Origin of the sequence: Caulobacter sp. RHG1 (assembly GCF_013181195.1) — a bacterium.
Classification (GTDB): domain Bacteria; phylum Pseudomonadota; class Alphaproteobacteria; order Caulobacterales; family Caulobacteraceae; genus Caulobacter.
The window spans coordinates 772,985-790,647 of sequence record NZ_SMZP01000001.1; the positions used below are offsets into that span (position 1 = coordinate 772,985).

15 protein-coding genes are annotated in these 17,663 nt (G+C 67.5%); 2 read left to right on the plus strand and 13 right to left on the minus strand.

The features are described from left to right. Window positions 1–56: 56 nt before the first annotated feature. The gene (locus tag E1H18_RS03555; protein WP_172263698.1) at window positions 57–1,688 is read left to right on the plus strand and encodes an NAD(P)/FAD-dependent oxidoreductase; all 1,632 of its coding nucleotides are present in this window, start codon (window positions 57–59) and stop codon (window positions 1,686–1,688) included. Between the two features lie 137 nt (window positions 1,689–1,825). Here E1H18_RS03555 and E1H18_RS03560 read toward each other — a convergent pair whose 3' ends face one another. The 12 genes from E1H18_RS03560 to E1H18_RS03615 form a co-directional block, all read right to left on the minus strand. Beyond that, window positions 1,826–2,065 carry a hypothetical protein gene (locus E1H18_RS03560; RefSeq protein ID WP_172263700.1) on the minus strand — a complete coding sequence of 80 codons (240 nt, stop codon included), beginning with the start codon at window positions 2,063–2,065 and terminating at the stop codon, window positions 1,826–1,828. Window positions 2,066–2,201: 136 nt separating this feature from the next. Next, a complete protein-coding gene (locus E1H18_RS03565) occupies window positions 2,202–2,777 on the minus strand; it encodes an SRPBCC domain-containing protein (protein WP_172263702.1) in 576 nt (191 codons plus the stop codon). A gap of 24 nt (window positions 2,778–2,801) precedes the next feature. Next, window positions 2,802–4,058 carry an FAD-binding oxidoreductase gene (locus E1H18_RS03570; protein WP_172263704.1) on the minus strand — a complete coding sequence of 419 codons (1,257 nt, stop codon included), beginning with the start codon at window positions 4,056–4,058 and terminating at the stop codon, window positions 2,802–2,804. Continuing rightward, window positions 4,051–5,448 carry a glutamine synthetase family protein gene (locus tag E1H18_RS03575; protein WP_172263706.1) on the minus strand — a complete coding sequence of 466 codons (1,398 nt, stop codon included), beginning with the start codon at window positions 5,446–5,448 and terminating at the stop codon, window positions 4,051–4,053. The genes E1H18_RS03570 and E1H18_RS03575 overlap by 8 nt, the downstream gene beginning before the upstream one ends. Next, window positions 5,445–6,848, minus strand: coding sequence for an aspartate aminotransferase family protein (locus E1H18_RS03580; RefSeq protein ID WP_172263708.1), 1,404 nt, complete (start codon window positions 6,846–6,848; stop codon window positions 5,445–5,447). Before E1H18_RS03580 ends, E1H18_RS03575 begins: the two co-directional genes overlap by 4 nt. Window positions 6,849–6,892: 44 nt before the next feature. Continuing rightward, window positions 6,893–8,011: an ABC transporter ATP-binding protein gene (locus E1H18_RS03585; RefSeq protein ID WP_172263709.1), complete on the minus strand. Its 1,119-nt coding sequence runs from the start codon at window positions 8,009–8,011 to the stop codon at window positions 6,893–6,895. Continuing rightward, a complete protein-coding gene (locus E1H18_RS03590) occupies window positions 8,008–8,865 on the minus strand; it encodes an ABC transporter permease (protein ID WP_172263710.1) in 858 nt (285 codons plus the stop codon). The genes E1H18_RS03585 and E1H18_RS03590 overlap by 4 nt, the downstream gene beginning before the upstream one ends. Continuing rightward, on the minus strand, window positions 8,862–9,752 hold the full coding sequence (locus E1H18_RS03595) for an ABC transporter permease (protein ID WP_172263906.1): 891 nt from the start codon (window positions 9,750–9,752) through the stop codon (window positions 8,862–8,864). Before E1H18_RS03595 ends, E1H18_RS03590 begins: the two co-directional genes overlap by 4 nt. A gap of 150 nt (window positions 9,753–9,902) precedes the next feature. Continuing rightward, window positions 9,903–10,991: a PotD/PotF family extracellular solute-binding protein gene (locus tag E1H18_RS03600; RefSeq protein ID WP_172263711.1), complete on the minus strand. Its 1,089-nt coding sequence runs from the start codon at window positions 10,989–10,991 to the stop codon at window positions 9,903–9,905. 33 nt (window positions 10,992–11,024) lie between these two features. Then, window positions 11,025–12,404, minus strand: a complete 1,380-nt coding sequence (locus tag E1H18_RS03605; protein ID WP_172263712.1) for a glutamine synthetase family protein — start codon at window positions 12,402–12,404, stop codon at window positions 11,025–11,027. Beyond that, on the minus strand, window positions 12,401–13,735 hold the full coding sequence (locus E1H18_RS03610) for an aspartate aminotransferase family protein (protein WP_172263713.1): 1,335 nt from the start codon (window positions 13,733–13,735) through the stop codon (window positions 12,401–12,403). The genes E1H18_RS03605 and E1H18_RS03610 overlap by 4 nt, the downstream gene beginning before the upstream one ends. Then, on the minus strand, window positions 13,732–15,186 hold the full coding sequence (locus E1H18_RS03615; RefSeq protein ID WP_172263714.1) for an NAD-dependent succinate-semialdehyde dehydrogenase: 1,455 nt from the start codon (window positions 15,184–15,186) through the stop codon (window positions 13,732–13,734). The genes E1H18_RS03610 and E1H18_RS03615 overlap by 4 nt, the downstream gene beginning before the upstream one ends. Before the next feature lie 175 nt (window positions 15,187–15,361). On the opposite strand from E1H18_RS03615, the gene E1H18_RS03620 reads away from it, so the two are divergent. Beyond that, window positions 15,362–16,681 carry an aspartate aminotransferase family protein gene (locus E1H18_RS03620; RefSeq protein WP_172263715.1) on the plus strand — a complete coding sequence of 440 codons (1,320 nt, stop codon included), beginning with the start codon at window positions 15,362–15,364 and terminating at the stop codon, window positions 16,679–16,681. Here E1H18_RS03620 and E1H18_RS03625 read toward each other — a convergent pair. After that, the gene (locus E1H18_RS03625) at window positions 16,678–17,628 is read right to left on the minus strand and encodes a bifunctional helix-turn-helix transcriptional regulator/GNAT family N-acetyltransferase (protein WP_172263716.1); all 951 of its coding nucleotides are present in this window, start codon (window positions 17,626–17,628) and stop codon (window positions 16,678–16,680) included. The two genes, E1H18_RS03620 and E1H18_RS03625, sit on opposite strands and share 4 nt — an antisense overlap. Window positions 17,629–17,663 lie beyond the last annotated feature (35 nt).

Sequence of the window (17,663 nt, forward strand, 5' to 3'; positions counted from 1 at the left end):
GCGGAGGGGGCAAGCAGCCCTTGCCCATCCCTTCGCCACACCGCACCCTCCCCATCATGACATCCCCCACCTCCCGCGACGCCGTCATCATCGGCGGCGGCCATAACGGTCTCGTCTGCGCCTTCTACCTGGCCAAGGCCGGGCTGAAGGTCACCGTCTGCGAAGCCCGTCCCATCGTCGGCGGCGCGGCGGTGACCGAGGAGTTCCACCCCGGCTTTCGCAACTCGGTGGCCAGCTACACGGTCAGCCTGCTGAACCCGCGTGTCATCGCCGACATGGGCCTGCGCGAGCTGGGCCTGACCTTCCTGGAGCGGCCGATCTCGAACTTCCTGCCGCTGGCCGACGACCGCTATCTGAAGCTGGGTGGCGGCCTGGAGCGGACGCAAGAAGAGTTCCGCAAGTTCAGCCGCCGCGACGCCGAGATCCTGCCGGCCTACTACGCCATGCTGGACGAGATCGGCGACGTCCTGCGGGCGTTGGCGCAAGAGACGCCGCCGAACCTGGGCGATGGTCTGCCCGGCCTGTTGCGCACACTACGCCAGGGCGGGCGCTTGGCCATGCTGCCCCGCGAGCGCAAGCGCGACCTGATCGACCTCTTCACCAAGAGCGCCCGCGAGATGCTGGACGGCTGGTTCGAGAGCGACCCAGTCAAGGCCGCTTTCGGCTTCGATTCCGTGGTCGGCGCCTTCGCCAGTCCCGACACGCCGGGCTCGGCCTATGTGCTGCTGCATCACACCTTCGGCGAGGTGAACGGCAAGAGGGGCGCCTGGGGTCACGCGGTCGGCGGCATGGGCGCGATCACCCAGGCGATGGGCAAAGCGTGCGACGCGGCCGGGGTCGAAATCCTGCTGAACACCCCGGTCGAGGGCGTGCATGTCGACGCCGGCAAGGCGGTAGGCGTCCAGCTCGTCGACGGCCGGCAGCTGATGGCCCCGATCGTGGCGGCCAACGTCAATCCGGCCCTGCTCTTCCGCAAGCTGGTCCCGCCCTCGGCCCTGACCGCCGACTTCCGCCGCGCCGTCGACGGCTACAAGAACGGCTCGGGCACGTTCCGCATGAACGTGGCGCTGTCGCAGCTGCCGGACTTCACCTGCCTGCCCGGAACCGCGACCGCTGAGCATCACCAGGCCGGGATCGTGATCGCCCCCAGCCTGGACTACATGGACGCCGCCTATCGCGACGCGAAGGCCGAGGGCCTGAGCAAGGCCCCGATCGTCGAGATGCTGATCCCCTCGACCATCGACACGTCCCTGGCCCCGCCTGGCCAGCACGTGGCCAGCCTGTTCTGCCAGCAGTTCGCGCCGGAGCTGCCGAACGGTCACTCATGGGACGAGGTGCGCGAGGCGGCGGCCGACCTGATCATCGCCACGGTCGATCGCTGGGCGCCGAACTTCAAGGCCTCGGTGCTGGGTCGCCAGATCCTGTCGCCGCTGGATCTGGAGCGGACCTTCGGCCTGATCGGCGGCGACATCATGCACGGAAGGCTGTCGCTGGATCAGCTGTGGGCGACGCGGCCGTTCCTGGGCCACGCCAGCCACCGCGCGCCGATCAAGGGGCTCTATATGTGCGGCGCCGGGACCCATCCTGGCGGCGGCGTGTCGGGCAATCCGGGCCGCAACGCCGCGCGGGAGATCCTGCGCGACAAGGACTTCGTGACAGCGGTCAGGCTGTCGGTGGTGGGGCGGTGACAATCTTGCTGCAACCCAACCACCGCTCATCCCCGCGAAAGCGGGGATCCAAGCTGAGATTGCAGTCCAAATCCTGGGCCTTGCCGCGAGCCGAAAGCCCGCTTGGGTCCCCGCTTTCGCGGGGATGAGCGAAGGGGTTAGGCCGCCGCGATCTGATGTGCGACGCGGTTGCGGCGCCAGGCGGGCACGCGCTCTTCCGGCTCGTCGACATGGACCTCGCCCTTGCGGCCCTGGGCGCGCATGTGTCGGGCCAGCAGCTGGGCCAGGCCTTCGGCTTCGTGTTGCGAGGGGAAGCAGCCGATCAGTTCGGCCGAGTCGTTCCAGGTCACGTGCCACACGCCGGCGACCGGGCGGACGTAGTAGTGATTCTCGGTCATGGCGACCTCCTTGGACGTACTCAACATGGTTCTAACCACGCTGACATGACAGTTGTTTCGCTATCGCACAACGGAAATGCGCTGCGATGCACAATGCATGAACGAGGCCAAGAACCGCTGACCGATCCTTGATCGCTCAGTTTCCGGCGAACCGCTTGCGCAGCTCGGCCAGGGTGTAGGCGTTCCCCCACTCGAAGTGCCCGTAGACTGTGTCGGCTTCGGGGCCGGTCCCGTAACCGGTGTTGGTCAGCCGCACCCGCGTGCCCGTCGTGATCGCCTCGAACTCGATCACCGTGACGGTCTTCTGGAAAGCGTCCTTCCCTGGAAAGCCCGCGGGCGCCTGGACGTTGCGGATCACCAGCAGCCGGTCGGGGATAAAGGTGACGATCTGGTTCTTGATGTTGTTCGGATCGCCGATCGCGGCCTTGGGGTCGTAGCTGGCCTCGATCTCGCCGCCGGTGCGCAGGTCGACGCGCGCCACGGCGACCGCCCAGCGTTTGAAGCCCTCGGCGGTGGCGAAGGCCTGGAACACATCGTGCGGCGCAGCGGGAATGTCCATCGACAGCTGCAAGGCCCGCTCGCCTGCGGCGTCGACATAGCTGGTGTTGGAAACACCCGGGAAATCACGCCAGCTCTTGCCGGCCTGGGCGTTGGCGGCGCCGGCGGTCAGGACGAGAGCGCAAGCGCCCAGGATCAGCGATCGGATCGTCATGTCGAAGGGCCTCCCCTGCCCTGACTAGAGACGATCCCTCAAGGCGTACCAGGTCAAGCCTGCGACCGTCAGCGGCCAGCGCAGCAACCGCCCGCCCGGAAACGACGGGGTCGGCGCGCGGGAGAGCAGATCCACGCCGGCCGTGTCGCCCAGCGCCGCCTGCGCCAGCAGCTTGCCGACATAGGGCGCCAGCATCACGCCCTGGCCGGAATAGCCGGACGCCACGCGGACATTGGACGCGATCTCGCCGACGAACGGCATGCGACTCATCGTGATGCCCAGGGTTCCGCCCCACGCATGGGTGATCGGGATGTCGGCCAGCTGCGGATAGACCTTGGCGAGGTTCTTCCGGACCATCCCTGCGATGTCGCTTGGAAAGCCGGGCCGATAGTTCTCGCCGCCGCCGAACAGCAACCGGCCATCGGGGGTCTTGCGGAAGTAGTTCACGACGAAGCGGCTGTCCGACACCGCCGCGCCGGAGCGGATGATCTCGTCGGCCAGCCCCCCCAGCGGCGCGGTGACGGCGATGAAGTTGTTGATCGGCATGACCCGGGCGCGGGCCGGGCCGGCCATGGCGTTCAGCGAACCGTCGCCGGAGAGGATCAGCTGGTCGCAGATCACCCGGCCTTGAACCGTCTCGACGACGATCTTGCCGTCCTCACGCCCCCAGCGCTCGGCCCGGGTATTCTCGTGGATCGTCAGGCCGCGCGCCATGCCCAGCGCCAGCTTCAGCGGATGCACATGGCCACCGCCGCGATCGATCATGCCGCCGTGATAGACGTTCGTCCCCAGCTCGGCGGCGAGGTCTGCCTCGTCGATCAGCGCGAGTTGGTCGTAGCCATAGCGCTCGGCCATCAGGGCGATGTGGGCCGCGTCCTCGGCCTCGCCGCCAGGCTTGTGGCGGGCATGGATCATGCCCGGCCGCCAGTCGCAGTCGATCGTATCGGTCAGGGTGCGGAAGTGCGCTCGCGCGTCCTCGGCCAGCCGCCAAAGGGCCAGGGCGTCGTCACGGCCGACGACCTTTTCCAGCCAGGCCTGGTCACGCCGCTGGCCGGTATGGAGCTGGCCGCCATTACGCCCCGTGGCCGCGCAGCCAACCCGGCCAGCCTCCAGCACCACGACGTTCGCCCGCCCGGCCAAGGCCATGGCCGCGCCCAGGCCGGTGAAGCCCGCGCCAACGACGCAGACATCGACCGAGACATCCCCCGCCAGCGGCGGAAACTCCGGAGCCTGGCTCGCGGAGGCCGCGTACCAGTTCCCCTGTCCGTAGACGTCAGACATTCAGCAGCAGGAACTCCCGCTCCCACGGGCTGATCGTGCGCATGAAGGTCTCGTACTCGGCCTGCTTCACGCGGTCATAGGCCTGGCAGAAGATCGGTCCCAGGATCTCGACCAGCGGCTGGCAGGCTTCGAACAGATGCAGCGATTCCGACAGGCTGCGCGGCAGCTGCACGCCCTCGGCTCCGGCGTCGGTCGCCACCGGCGCGCTGGGCTTGAGGTTCTGGGTCATGCCCAGATAGCCGCTGGCCAGCACCGCCGCGATCGCCAGATAGGGATTGGCGTCCGACGAGGGGATGCGGTTCTCCAGGCGGCGGTTGGCCGGATCCGACGGCGGCACCCGTAGGCCGCAGGTGCGGTTGTCGTAGCCCCACTGGGTGTTGACCGGCGCGCCGCTGTCGCGCGCGATCCGGCGATAGGAATTCACGTACGGCGCCAGGATGGCCATGATCGCCGGCAGGTATTTCTGCTGGCCGCCGATGAAGCCGTGGAACAGCTCGGTCTCGGCGCCGTCCTCGTCGGAGAACAGGTTACGGCCCTTCCGGTCGACGATCGACTGGTGGATGTGCATGGCGCTGCCCGGCTCCGACGCCATCGGCTTGGCCATGAAGGTGGCGTAGATCTCGTGCTCCAACGCCGCCTCGCGGATGGTGCGCTTCATCATGAACACCTGATCGGCCAGCTCCAGCGGATGGCCGTGACGCAGGTTGATCTCCATCTGCGCCACCCCGCTCTCGTGGATCAGGGTGTCGATCTCCAGGCCCTGGCGCTCGGAATATTCGTACATGTCCTCGAACAGGGCGTCGAACTCGTTGACCGCGCTGATCGAATAGCCCTGGCGGCCCGTCTCCGGACGGCCCGAGCGCCCGATGGGCGGCTTGAGCGGATAGTCCGGATCGGTGTTGCGCTCGACCAGGTAGAACTCGATCTCCGGCGCGACGATCGGGTTCCAGCCCTTCTCGGCGTAAAGCGCCAGCACCCTGCGCAGCACCTGGCGCGGAGCCTCCTCGACGGGGCGGCCGTCGGGGTGGAAGGCGTCGTGGATCACCTGGGCTGTCGGGTCCTGAGCCCACGGCACGGCGGCCAGGGTGGCGAAGTCCGGGGTCAGGAAGATGTCGGTGTCGGCCTGCACCGCGGTCACCGAGCCTTCGAAGGCGGGAAACTCGCCGGCGATGGTCTGGTAGAACACGGCCAGCGGCAGGTTCATCGAAGGGGTCCCTAAGAACTTGCGCACCGGCATAATCTTGCCGCGCGCCACCCCGGCCAGGTCGGGCACGACGCACTCGATCTCCTCGATGCTCTGCCGCGCGAACCAGGCCTGGGCTTCCTCCAGCGTCGAGACGCCCCGATCCAGCGTCGTCTCGCGCTTGGCCTTGTTGTGCTTGGGCTTCATGCGACGACCTCCGGCTTCAATGCTCGCAGCACCGGCTCCGCTGCGTCCAGCGCCTTGCGGATGATCGCCACCAGCTCGTCGATCTGGGCGTGGGTGATGATCAGCGGCGGGCAGCAGACGATGCTGTCGCGGATGGCGCGGACCATCAGGCCACCCTCGATACATAGGTCGCGGACGATCGGGCCTGCCTCGCCCTCCTTGTCGAGGAAGCGCAGGTTCGTGCCTTTTTCGCGGACGATCTCGACCGCGCCGATCAGGCCCAGCGAGCGGGTCTCCCCGACCAGCGGATGGTCGTTCAGGGTGGCGAGCGCCTTGGCGAGATAGGGTCCGGTGTCGTCGCGGGTGCGCTCGACCAGGGCCTCGCGCTCCAGGATCTCGATGTTCTTCAGCGCCACGGCCGCGCAGGTCGGGTGGCCCGAATAGGTAAAGCCGTGGATGAAGTCGCCGCCCTTTTCGCGCAACTCGGCGACGATGTGGTCCGCCACGCCCACGGCGCTGATCGGCAGGTAGCCGGACGACAGGCCCTTGGCCATGGCGATCAGGTCCGGCTTGATGCCGTAGTGCTGGTGGCCGAACCATTGGCCCAACCGCCCAAAGCCGCAGATCACCTCATCGCAGACCAGCAGGATCCCGTACTTGCGGCACAGCGCCTCGACCGCCGGCCAGTAGCCGTCCGGCGGGATGATCACCCCGCCCGCGCCCTGCACCGGCTCGCCGATGAAGGCCGCGACGTTCTCGGGCCCGACCTCAAGGATCTTGTCCTCGATCTCCTGCACCGCGCGATCGCGGAAGGCGGCCGGGTCCTCGCCGAAGCCGTCGCCGAACAGATAGGGCTGCATGACGTGCTCGACGCCATCGATCGGCAGGTCGCCCTGGGCATGCATGTGCTTCATGCCGCCTAGCGAGACGCCGGCCACGGTCGAGCCGTGATAGGCGTTCCAGCGGCTGATGAAGACCTTCCGCTGCGGCTGCTCCTTGAGCTTCCAGTAGTGGCGGACCAGGCGGAAGACCGTGTCGTTGGCCTCCGACCCCGACGAGTTGAAGAACACGTGGGTCAGGTGATCGCCCATCTTCTGCGCGATCTTGGCCGCGAGGGTCACAGTGGGCGGCGTCGCGGTCTTGAAGAAGGTGTTGTAGTACGGCAGCTCCAGCATCTGCTCGTACGCCGCGTCGGCCAGCTCCTTGCGGCCGTAGCCGACATTGACGCACCACAGGCCGGCCATGCCGTCCAGGATCTGGTGGCCTTCTCCGTCGTGGATGTAGACGCCGTCGGCGCGGGTGATGATCCGGCTGCCGCCCATCTGCGCGATGACCTTGTGGTCGGCCTGGGCTGGCAAGTGGTGGGCGAGATCCAGGCGCTTGAGCTCGGCGATGTCGTGGTTGCGGATCGGGACGGTCATCGTGGCTCCTGACGAACTTTCTTCTTGCTTGAAACGCGTAAAGCTCAGCTCAGCAGCACAGCCGGCGAACACGCATGCCAGCACAGCCACACCGTCTCGCCCAGCTTGAAATCCTCCTGGTCCCATCGGGTCAGGTTCGAGCGCTGGACTTTCACACGGCGCCCGCTGGCGATCTCGACTTCATAGGTGGATGAGCCGCCCAGATAGGCCTCGTGCTTGATGACACCGGCAACCGCGTTGGTCCCCTTCGGCGCGTCGCCGAGATTGGGGGCTGCGTCGCCGTCCTTCTTGTGAAGCTCGATCTTCTCGGGCCGGATGGCCGCCCAGACCGCGCCGCCGCGCGCGCCGGTGACGCCGTGGTCCAGGAAGATGTCGACCGGCAGATCGGGCGAGCGGATCACTGCGTGGCTGGGTTCGTCGACGGCCAGCACGCCCTCGAACAGATTCACGCTGCCGATGAAGTCGGCCACGAACCGACTGGCGGGGAATTCGTAGAGGTCATTGGGCGTGGCGACCTGCTGCAGCACGCCCCGGCTCATCACCGCGCAGCGCGTCGCCAGGGCCAGGGCCTCGTCCTGGTCGTGAGTGACCATGATGAAGGTGATGCCGACCTTCTCCTGCAGGGTGCACAGCTCGGTGCGCATCTGCTCGCGCAGCTTGGCGTCCAGGGCCGACAGCGGCTCGTCCAGCAGCAGCACGCGCGGCCGCTTGACCAGCGCCCGGGCCAGAGCCACCCGCTGGCGTTGGCCGCCCGACAGCTGGTCAGGCTTGCGGTGGCCCAGGCCACCCAGCTGCACCAGCTCCAGCGCCTCTTCGACGCGACGGTCGCGTTCGGCCTTGGCGACCTTGTCGACCACCAGGCCGTAGGCGACGTTGTCGGCCACGCTGATGTGCGGAAACACGGCGTAGGACTGGAACACCATGTTCACCGGCCGCCTGTTGGGCGGCGTATTGGAGATGTCCTGGCCGTCGATCAGGATCCGGCCCTCGGTGGGCGTCTCGAAGCCGGCCAGCATCCGCAGCAGGGTGGTCTTGCCGCAGCCCGACGGCCCCAGCAGCGAGAAGAACTCGCCCTCGTGGATGGTCAGGGAGACGTCGTCGACGGCGGTCATCTTGCCGAACCGTTTGCTGACGTTCTCGAAAGTGATGATCGGCTTGCTCATTTAGCGTCCCCCGCCCCATGCCCCGCGGTTGCGGCCGGGTCCCCCTGCAGTTTCAGCGCCGCCGCGGTCAGCAGCACGGTCAGCACGATCAGCACCGTCGAGGCCGCATTGACTTCCGGCGTCACCGAGAAGCGGACCATCGAATAGACCTTCACCGGGAAGGTCACGGTGTCCGGCCCTGCGGTGAAGAAGGTGATGACGAAGTCGTCCAGGCTGAGCGTGAAGGCCAAGAGCGCTCCGGCCACCAGCGACGGGGCCATGTGCGGCAGGATCACATCCTTGATGGTGCGGAACTCGCCGGCGCCCAGGTCGCGGGCGGCCTCCTCCATCTCGCGGTTGAAGCTGGCCATGCGGGCGCGCACCACCACCGCCACGAACGGAAACGAGAACGACACGTGGGCGATGATGATCGCCCCGAGGTTCAGCGGCCACGGCAGCCCCTGCGGCCACGGCATGACCCGGGCGAAGAACACCAACATGGCCACGCCCATGCAGATTTCGGGCACCACGATCGGCAGGGCCAGCGCCCCGTCCAGGGCCGTCTTGCCGGGGAACCGGAAGCGCCACAAAACGAGCGCCGCCGCCGCGCCCAGGAATAGGCTCAGCACCGTCGAGACCGCCGCGATGGTCAGGCTGTTGCCGAACGCCTCCAGAAGGGCGGAGTCGTTGAACAGCTTGTCGTAATATTTGAGCGTGAAGCCCTTCCAGACGATGTTGCGCCGGCTGTCGTTGAAGCTGAACGCCATCAGCGCGACCAGCGGCGCGTAGAGAAATATCGCCACGGCCGCCAGCCAGGCCTGCATCTGCCAGCGGCGGAGATATTCGAGGGGACCAGGAGCGCTGCGCTTGCTCATCCCCTGGCCTCCGGCGTCTTCTTCGCCAGCAGCGCCTGGATCGCGATGGCGATGAAGGTCAGGTACATCAGCACGAAGGACATGGCCGCGCCGAACGGCCAGTCGTTGGCGCGCTTGAACTGGCGCTCGATGACGTTTGCTATCATCTGGCTGTCGGGGCCGCCCAGCAGGTCCGGCGTCAGATAGGCGCCCAGCGCCGGGATGAAGGTGATCAGGATCCCCGAGGCGATGCCCGGCAGGGCCAGCGGCACGACCACCTTGAACAGGGTCCGCAGGTGCCCGGCGCCCAGGTCGAGACTGGCCTCCAGCAGCGACTTGTCCAGCCGGTCCAGCGCCGAATAGAGCGGCAGCACCATGAACGGCAGGTGGACGTAGACCAGGCCCAGGATCACCGCGAAATTGTTGTGCAGCAGTTGCAGCGGCTGGAAGTCGCCCAGCGGCGCGAAAACGCTCGCCAGGTTCCACAGCCACTCAAAGCCCTGATTGACGTAGCCCTCGGTGCGCAGCACGGCGATCAGGGCGTAGGTCCGGATCAGGAGGTTCGTCCAGAACGGCAGCATGATCAGCAGCAGCAGCCAGGTCTTGGCCTTGTCGGAGGCGAAGGTGATGGCCAGCGCCACCGGAAAACCGACTGCCAGGCACAGGCCCGTCGTCAGGGCCGCGACCCAGGCCGATTTCAGGAAGATCTTCAGGTACAGCGGCTCGATCGCCCGGGCGTAGTTGCCGAAAGTGCCGCTGATGGCGATCTCCGTCAGGCCATCGTTGTGGCCGAAGCTGTAGGCCCAGACGATCGCCAGCGGCGCCAGGAAGAACAGCGCCAGCCACACCAGCGGCGGTCCCAGCGCCGCGGCGAAGACGGCCTTGGCCTGTTTCCAGGATTGCTCCATCAAGGTCCCCCGTCTCCCAAGATCCTCCCCCGCGTTGCGGGGGAGGTGGCCCAGAGGGCCGGAGGGGGCTAGCCCGGCCTAGGCCGCATTTGCCCCCTCAGTCGCTCCGCGACAGCTCCCCCGCAACGCGGGGGAGCATTTACGTCGGCATCAAGCCGCCCGCACCCGGGTGATGACTTCCTCGTACAAGCTCGCCTTCTCGGCCCCCTCGAACGCGCCGTACTCGCACTTGGCCAGGATGGCGGCCGGCGGGAAGATCACCGGATTGTTCTTGTAGTCGTCGGGCATCAGCGCTTTCGCCGCCGCATTGGGGGTCGGGTAGAGGATCGTCTTGCTGATCTCGGCCCCGGCCTGCGCGTCCAGCAGGTAGTTGATGAAGGCGTGGGCGTTGTTGGGCCGCGGCGCGCCTTTCGGGATGCACAGGGTGTCGGAGTTCAGCAAGCTGCCCTCCTTGGGGATCACGAAGTCGAGGTCCGGATCCTCCTTCATCACCTGGGCGATGTCGCCGTTGTACTCCAGCACCAGGTCGACCTCGCCCGACAGCAGCAGATCCTGGCCGTTGTCGTCGTGGAAGGCCTTCACGTTCGGCTTCTGCTTGATCAGCATCTGCTCGATGCGCACCAGCATGTCGGCAGGGATGTCGTTGACGCTGTGGCCGAGATACTTGGCCGACAGCCGCACCAGATCGGCGCTTTCCGACAGCAGGGCGATGCGCCCCTTGTACTGGTCGCTGTCCAGCAGCCACTTCCAGCTGTCGGGAACGCCCTTCACCTTGCTCTTGCGATAGCCGATGCCCAGAGCCAGCCAGGTGTAGGGCATCGAGAACTTCCGCCCCGGGTCGTAGTCCGGGTTCATGAAGGTCGGATCGACGTTCTTCAGGTTGGGGATCTTGGCATGGTCCAGCGGCTCCAGCAGACCGGCCTGGCCCATCCGGGTCACGAACTCGTTGGACGGCACGATGACGTCGAAGCCGGGATTGCCGGCCTTCAGCTTGGCGAACAGCTCGTCGTTGGTCGCGAACAGGCTCATGTTCACGTCGACGCCCGAGGCCTTCTTGAAGTCGCCCAGCGTCGTCTCGCCGATATAGGTGTCCCAGTTGTAGAAGTTCAGCTTGGCTTCTTCGCCGCCGGGGGTCGCCTTGGGCTTCTCGCCGCAGGCGGTGAAGGTCATGCCAATGGCGGCCGCGCCGAAGGCCGTGAGAAGCGAGCGCCGCGAAGCGCCATTCTGAAAGCTACCCATCCGAAACTCCCTCCTGTTTCGTTCTAGTTTTTGTCAGGCGTTGCGCAGGTACCAGTCGAAATCCAGCTCGGTGACGACCTCGAAGAACCGCGCCTGTTCCGTACGCTTTACCGCCACGAACATGTCCACGAAGCGATCGCCCAGATAGTCGCGCAGAACGTCGGACTTCTCGAACAGGTCGACGGCCGCGAACCAGTGGGTCGGCAACCGGCTGTTTTCCTTGGCCGCCGCGGCATAGCCGTCGCCGACCACCGCCGGGCCGGGATCCAGCTTACTGGCGATGCCGTGGTGGGCGCTGGCCAGCAGCACGGCCAGCACCAGGTACGGATTGGCGTCGGCCCCGGCCACGCGGTGCTCGACATGACGCGTCTTTGGCGGACCGGCCGGCACGCGCAGTGATACGGTGCGGTTGTTGACGCCCCAGGTCGGGGCCACCGGCGCGTAAGAGTTGGCCTTGAAGCGGCGATAGCTGTTGGCGTTCGGCGCCAGGATCGCCATGCCCTCGCCCAGCAGAACCTTCATGCCGGCGATCGCCTGCTTCAGCAGGGGCGAACCCTCCAGATCCTCGGCGGCGCAAAGGTTGTTCCCGTCCGCGTCATTGACGCTGAGATGGACGTGGAAGCCGTTGCCGGCCCGGTCGCTCCACGGCTTGGCCATGAAGGTCGCCTCGCAGCCGTGGCGCAGGGCCACGCCCTTGGCGGCGCGCTTGTACAGCACGGCGTCATCGGCGGCCCGCAGCGCGTCGGGCTTGTGCTTCAGGGTCAGCTCGACCTGACCCGGGGCGAATTCCGAGATGGCGCCTTCCAGCGGCACGCCCAGGATGTCGGCGGTGTCCCACAACTCGCGCAGAAACGGGGCGTGGGCCTCCAGTTCGGGCAGACCATAGACCTGGATGCCGGTCGGATGCTGGCCGGTCTGCATCGACTTGGCCGGCATCAGCTGGCCGCCAGGACCACGCCGCTGATCGACGAGGTAGTATTCCAGCTCGCAGGCCGCGACGGGCGTCAGGCCGTCGGCGGCGTAGCGGTTCAGGACACGCTGCAGCACGTGGCGCGGGTCCAGGTCGTTGGGCGTCCCGTCCAGCTCGTACATCGACAGCATGACCTGGGCGACGTCGGGGCCCAGCCACGGGGCCAGGGTCAGGCTCCCGGGCACGGGCCGCGCGCGGCGGTCGGCGTCGCCGTCTTCCCAGACCAGACCGGTGTCCTCGCAGTCGGCTCCGGTGGTGTCGATCACCAGCACCGAGCCGGGCAGGAAGCGGCCGTACTCGTAGATCGCCTCCAGCTCGTGCACGCGCAGCCGCTTGCCGCGGGGCACGCCGGTCATGCTGGTGAAGAACACCTCGACGAACTTGACCTGCGGATGGGCGGCCAGGAAGTCGCGGCATTCCTGGATGTCGGCCACTTGGCTCATGCTTCCCTCGTCGCGATCGCGAAGCCGTCAATGGCCGCGACCAACCGGTCGATCGCCGCGTCGTCGGTGACGGGCGAGACCAGCATCATGGTGTGGAAGGGCGCGATCAGCACGCCCCGGTTGATCAGCCACAGATGCAGCGCTTCCACACGGTCGTGGTCCAGCACTTTTCGCATCGCGGCGGCGTTCTTCGGTGGATTGCTTGCGAACACCAGTTCGACCCGCGCGCCGACATGGACCACCGACCACGGCAGGCCGCGCGCGGCGATGACGCCTTCCAGGCCCGCCACCAGCCGCGCGGCGCCGGCCAGCATCCTGGCGTAGGCCGCGTCGGTCATCACCTCCGACAGCATGGCCCGCATGGCGGCCATGGCCAGCGCATTGCCCGACAGCGTGGTGCCGATGCCGGACTGGCCCGGGCCTATCTGCTGCTGCGCTTCGTCCATCCGCGCCGAGAGTTCTGCCGTGACGCCCCAGACGGCGGCCGGCACGCCGCCGGCGACGGCCTTGCCCAGCACGAAGATGTCAGGCTCCAGGCCGTGGGCCTTGGTATAGCCGCCGGGACCGGTCGACATGGTGTGGGTCTCGTCGATGACCAGCAGGGTCCCGGCGTCGCGGCTCAGCCGGCGCAGGGCGTCGTGGAAGCCGGGCTCGGGCAGGATCATCCCGCAGTTGGTCATCACCGGCTCGGCCAGCACGGCGGCGACGTCGCCGGATGCCAGCGCGGCTTCCAGCGCTTCGAGGTCGTTGAACGGCACGACGCGCGTGGTGGCCGTCAGGTCATGGACCTGGCCCAGCAGGCCCGGCTTCATCGTCGCGACGCCGTCGCTGAGCGCCACGAACGCATCCTCGACCATGCCGTGATAGCAGCCGTCGAACACCACGATCACCGGTCGCTGCGTCACCGCCCGCGCCCAGCGGATCGCCGCGCGGTTGGCGTCGCTGGCCGTGGTCGCCGCCTGCCACAGCGGCAGGCCGAACCGCTCGGCCAGGAGCTTGCCGACGATCACCGCCGAGGCGGTCGGCAGCATGAACCCCGCGCCGCGCCTGGCCTGGTCGGCGACGGCGGCCGCCACCGAGGCGTCGCCGTGCCCGAACATCGCCGGCGTGTCGCCCAGGCAGAAGTCGTCATAGAGCCGCCCATCGACATCGGTGACCTGCGCGCCGACGCCCTGCGCCGCGAAGATCGGCGACGGCGAAGCCCAGTCGTTCATCCAGTGCATCGGCGCTCCGCCGCGCCAGACCGCAGCGGCGGCCTTGGCCATGGCGACGGAACGGGGATGCTCGGCGAGGAAGCGAGCGCGTTCGGCGGCGAGGAAGGCTGGGATCATCCCACCCCGCCGAAACACAGATACTTGGTCTCCAGATACTCATCGAGACCCTCGGAGGCCCCCTCGCGGCCCAGGCCCGATTCCTTCACGCCGCCGAACGGCGCGACTTCCGTCGAGATCAGGCCCTCGTTGATGCCGACCATGCCCGCCTCGATCGCCTCTGCCACGCGCCAGCAGCGGCCGACGTCGCGGCTGTAGAAATAGGCCGCCAGGCCGAACGGCGTGGCGTTGGCCAGTTCGATGGCTTGCTCCTCGGTGGTGAATTTCACGATCGGGGCGACCGGGCCGAAGATCTCTTCCTGGAAGAGGCGCATGTCCGGCGTCACGTTGACAAGCACCGTAGGAGAGAAGAACCGCTGCGGATCGAAGGGATCGTCTCCGCCACCGACTGTCACATATGCGCCCGCGAGGACCGCTTCGTTGACGAGGTCTCCGACCTTCCGCATTGCCTTCGCATTAATAAGGGGACCGATCTGAACCCCTTCGGTCATACCGTTACCGACCTTCAGAACGTCAACCTTCTCGCTTAGCCGCGCCACGAAAGCATCGTGGATGCCGGCCTGGACGATCAGGCGGTTGGCGCACACGCAGGTCTGGCCGGTATTGCGGTACTTGCTGGCGATCGCGCCGTCGACGGCGGCCTCCAGGTCGGCGTCGTCGAAGACGATGAAAGGCGCATTGCCGCCCAGCTCGAGAGAGAGCTTCTTCATCGTGCCGGCGCACTGTTCGTACAGGATCTTGCCGACGGGGGTGGAGCCAGTGAACGACAGCTTGCGCACCCGGCTGTCGTCGCACAGGGCCTTGCCGATGGCGCTCGAGTCCTTGCCGGTGACGACGTTCAGCACGCCGGCCGGCACGCCGGCCTCAACCGCCAGCCGGGCGATGGCCAGGGCGCACAGCGGCGTCTCGGCGGCCGGCTTGACCACCACGGTGCAGCCGGCGGCCAGCGCTGGCCCCACCTTGCGGGTGATCATGGCGATCGGGAAGTTCCACGGCGCAATGGCCGCGCAGACGCCGATCGGCTGCTTGATCGACGCCAGCCGCTTGCCCGGCATGGGCGTTGGAATGGTGTGGCCGTAGGCGCGCTTGGCCTCGTCGGCGAACCAGTCGATGAACGCCGCGCCATAGGCCACCTCGCCCTTCGACTCCGCCAGCGGCTTGCCCTGCTCGGCGGTCATCAGCCGCGCCAGGTCGTCGGCGTGGGCCAGCATCAGGTCGCTCCACCGGCGCAGGATCGCCCCGCGTTCCTTGGCCGTCTTGGCCGACCAGGCCGGCAAGGCCCGGTGCGCGGCCCCTATCGCCACCCGCGTCTCGCTGGCCCCCAGGTCGGCGACCTGGGCGATCAGCGTCCCGTCGGCCGGATTGGTCACGTCGAAGCTGTCGTCTCCCTCGATCCACAGGCCGTCGATGAAGGCGGCGGTTTCGACGAGGCTTAGCGCTTGGGAGGTCATGACGGGCTCACTTCAAGGTCAGATGCTGACGACAACGCGCACAAAGCTTCTGGAGCCCACCCCAAGATTTCTCCACTTCGGCGCTAGGGTTTCGCCGCGACGGGCGGCGAAGAGCCCTTTACGAGAGGGGCGCAACTGCGGTCACAATGCAAGGCGCTGTAAGGAAATTCGCGACATGTCCGACCTGCTCGCCAACGATCTCGACGCCTACTGGATGCCCTTCACGGCCAACCGGCGTTTCAAGGCCAATCCGCGGCTGCTGGCCAGCGCCAGCGGCATGTTCTACCGCACGCCCGAAGGCCGCGAGATCCTGGACGGCACCTCGGGCCTGTGGTGCGTCAACGCCGGCCACGACCGCCCCAAGATCCGCGAGGCGATCCAGAAGCAGGCCGCGACCATGGACTTCGCGCCCAGCTTCAACCTGGGCCACCCCCTGGCTTTCCAGTTCGCCTCGCGCCTGGCCCAGATCACCCCGCCAGGCCTGGACCGCATCTTCTTCACCAACTCAGGCTCGGAGTCGGTCGACACCGCCCTGAAGATCGCGCTCGCCTATCACCGCGCCCGAGGCAAGGGGACCAAGACACGGCTGATCGGCCGCGAGCGCGGCTATCACGGCGTGGGCTTCGGCGGCATTTCGGTCGGCGGCATTCCCAAGAACCGGATGTATTTCGGGTCCTTGCTGACCGGCGTCGACCACCTGCCCCACACCCACGGCCAGCCGGGCAACAGCTTCGCCAAGGGCCAGCCCGAGCACGGCGCTCAGCTGGCAGACGAGCTGGAGCGAATCGTCGCCCTGCACGACGCCTCCAACATCGCCGCCGTCATCGTCGAGCCGGTCGCCGGTTCGGCCGGCGTGCTGGTCCCGCCCAAGGGCTATCTCGAACGCCTGCGGGCGATCTGCGACAAGCATGACATCCTGCTGATCTTCGACGAGGTCATCACCGGCTTTGGCCGCCTGGGCGCGCCGTTCGCGGCCGAGCGCTTCGGGATCATGCCCGACCTGATCTGCATGGCCAAGGGCCTGACCAACGCCGCCGTCCCCGCCGGCGCCGTGGCCGCCTCGCGGAAGATCTACGACGCCATGCTCGACGGCGCCGACGCGCCGATCGAGCTGTTCCACGGCTATACCTATTCGGCCCACCCTCTGGCCTGCGCAGCGGGCCTGGCGACGCTGGAGACCTACCAGGAAGAAGACCTGTTCGCCCGGGCCGCCGGCATCGAAGGCTACTGGCAGGACGCCCTGCACAGCCTGGCCGACGCGCGCCACGTCATCGACATCCGTAACCTGGGCCTGATCGGCGGCATCGAGCTGGAGCCCCGCCCCGGCGCGCCGACCGCCCGCGCGACGGAAGCCTTCGAGACCAGCTTCGACCAGGGCCTGCTGGTGCGTGTGACAGGCGACATCATCGCCCTGTCGCCGCCGCTGATCCTGGAGAAAGCGCACATCGACCGCATCGTCGAGACGATCCGCTCGGTGCTGGCGGGCATCGATTAGCCCCGATACGACATCGCTACGTTGGCGCGCTCATACCGCCCGCCGCACAGCCGCATGATCTCGGGGTCGTGGACGAAGCCAAGCTTCTCATAGAGGTGGATGGCCGCCTCGCACTTGGTGTTGGTCAGCAGATAGAGCTTGTCGATCCCCAGGCTGGCGGCGCGCTCCAGGGTCTTGGCCAGCAGGAACTCGCCGACCTTGCGGCCCCGTGCGCTCTCGGACACGCCCATCTTGGTCAGCTCGATCCAGCCGCCCTTGGAGACCATCAGAGCCGCCGTGCCGACCACGCCCAGATCCGGGGTCTCGGCGAACAGCACCAGGCCGCCCTTGTCGAGGATCAGCTCACGCGGGCGGGTCAGCAGGGCGACATCGTTCTCCTCCAGGCTGAACATCGCCTGGATCCATTCGGCGTTGATGCGGTGGAAGGCCTCGGCCAGATCGTCGGAGAAGTCGCGCACCCACATCGTCGGCGCACCGGCGACGGTGATGCGGCCCAGCAGCGAGCGTTCCGCCAGCCGCGCCTCGACCTTGGCCAGGCCCTGCATGAAGTCGCCAGCCAAGCCTTCGACCAGTTCGGCGGCGGCGGGCTCGATACGCGCCAGCAGCTCGGTCTGCACCCGCACCAGCAGGGCGTCTCCGGCGGAGGTCAGGGCCAGGCTCCGCGTGCGCCCATCGTCCGGCGAAGGCCGCGCCTCGACATAGTCGCCCAGCGCGCCCAGCGCCCGGGTCACCGTCGGCTGGGCCAGCTGCAGTCGCTCGGCCAGCTCGCCGACCGAGATCGGACCGTGGAGACGAATGGCCAGCAGCATCGACATCTGAGCCGGCTGCACCGGCAGCTCCAGGGACCTCGCCACCTCGGCGGCGTCCGCTTGCATCCGCTCGGCCAGGCGCTTGAGACGGCTGCCCAGGAACCCCACGCCCAGGCCAGCCAGCAGGTCGACGTCCATCTTCGATCTCCAGATTCATAGCTCGCTATATAGCT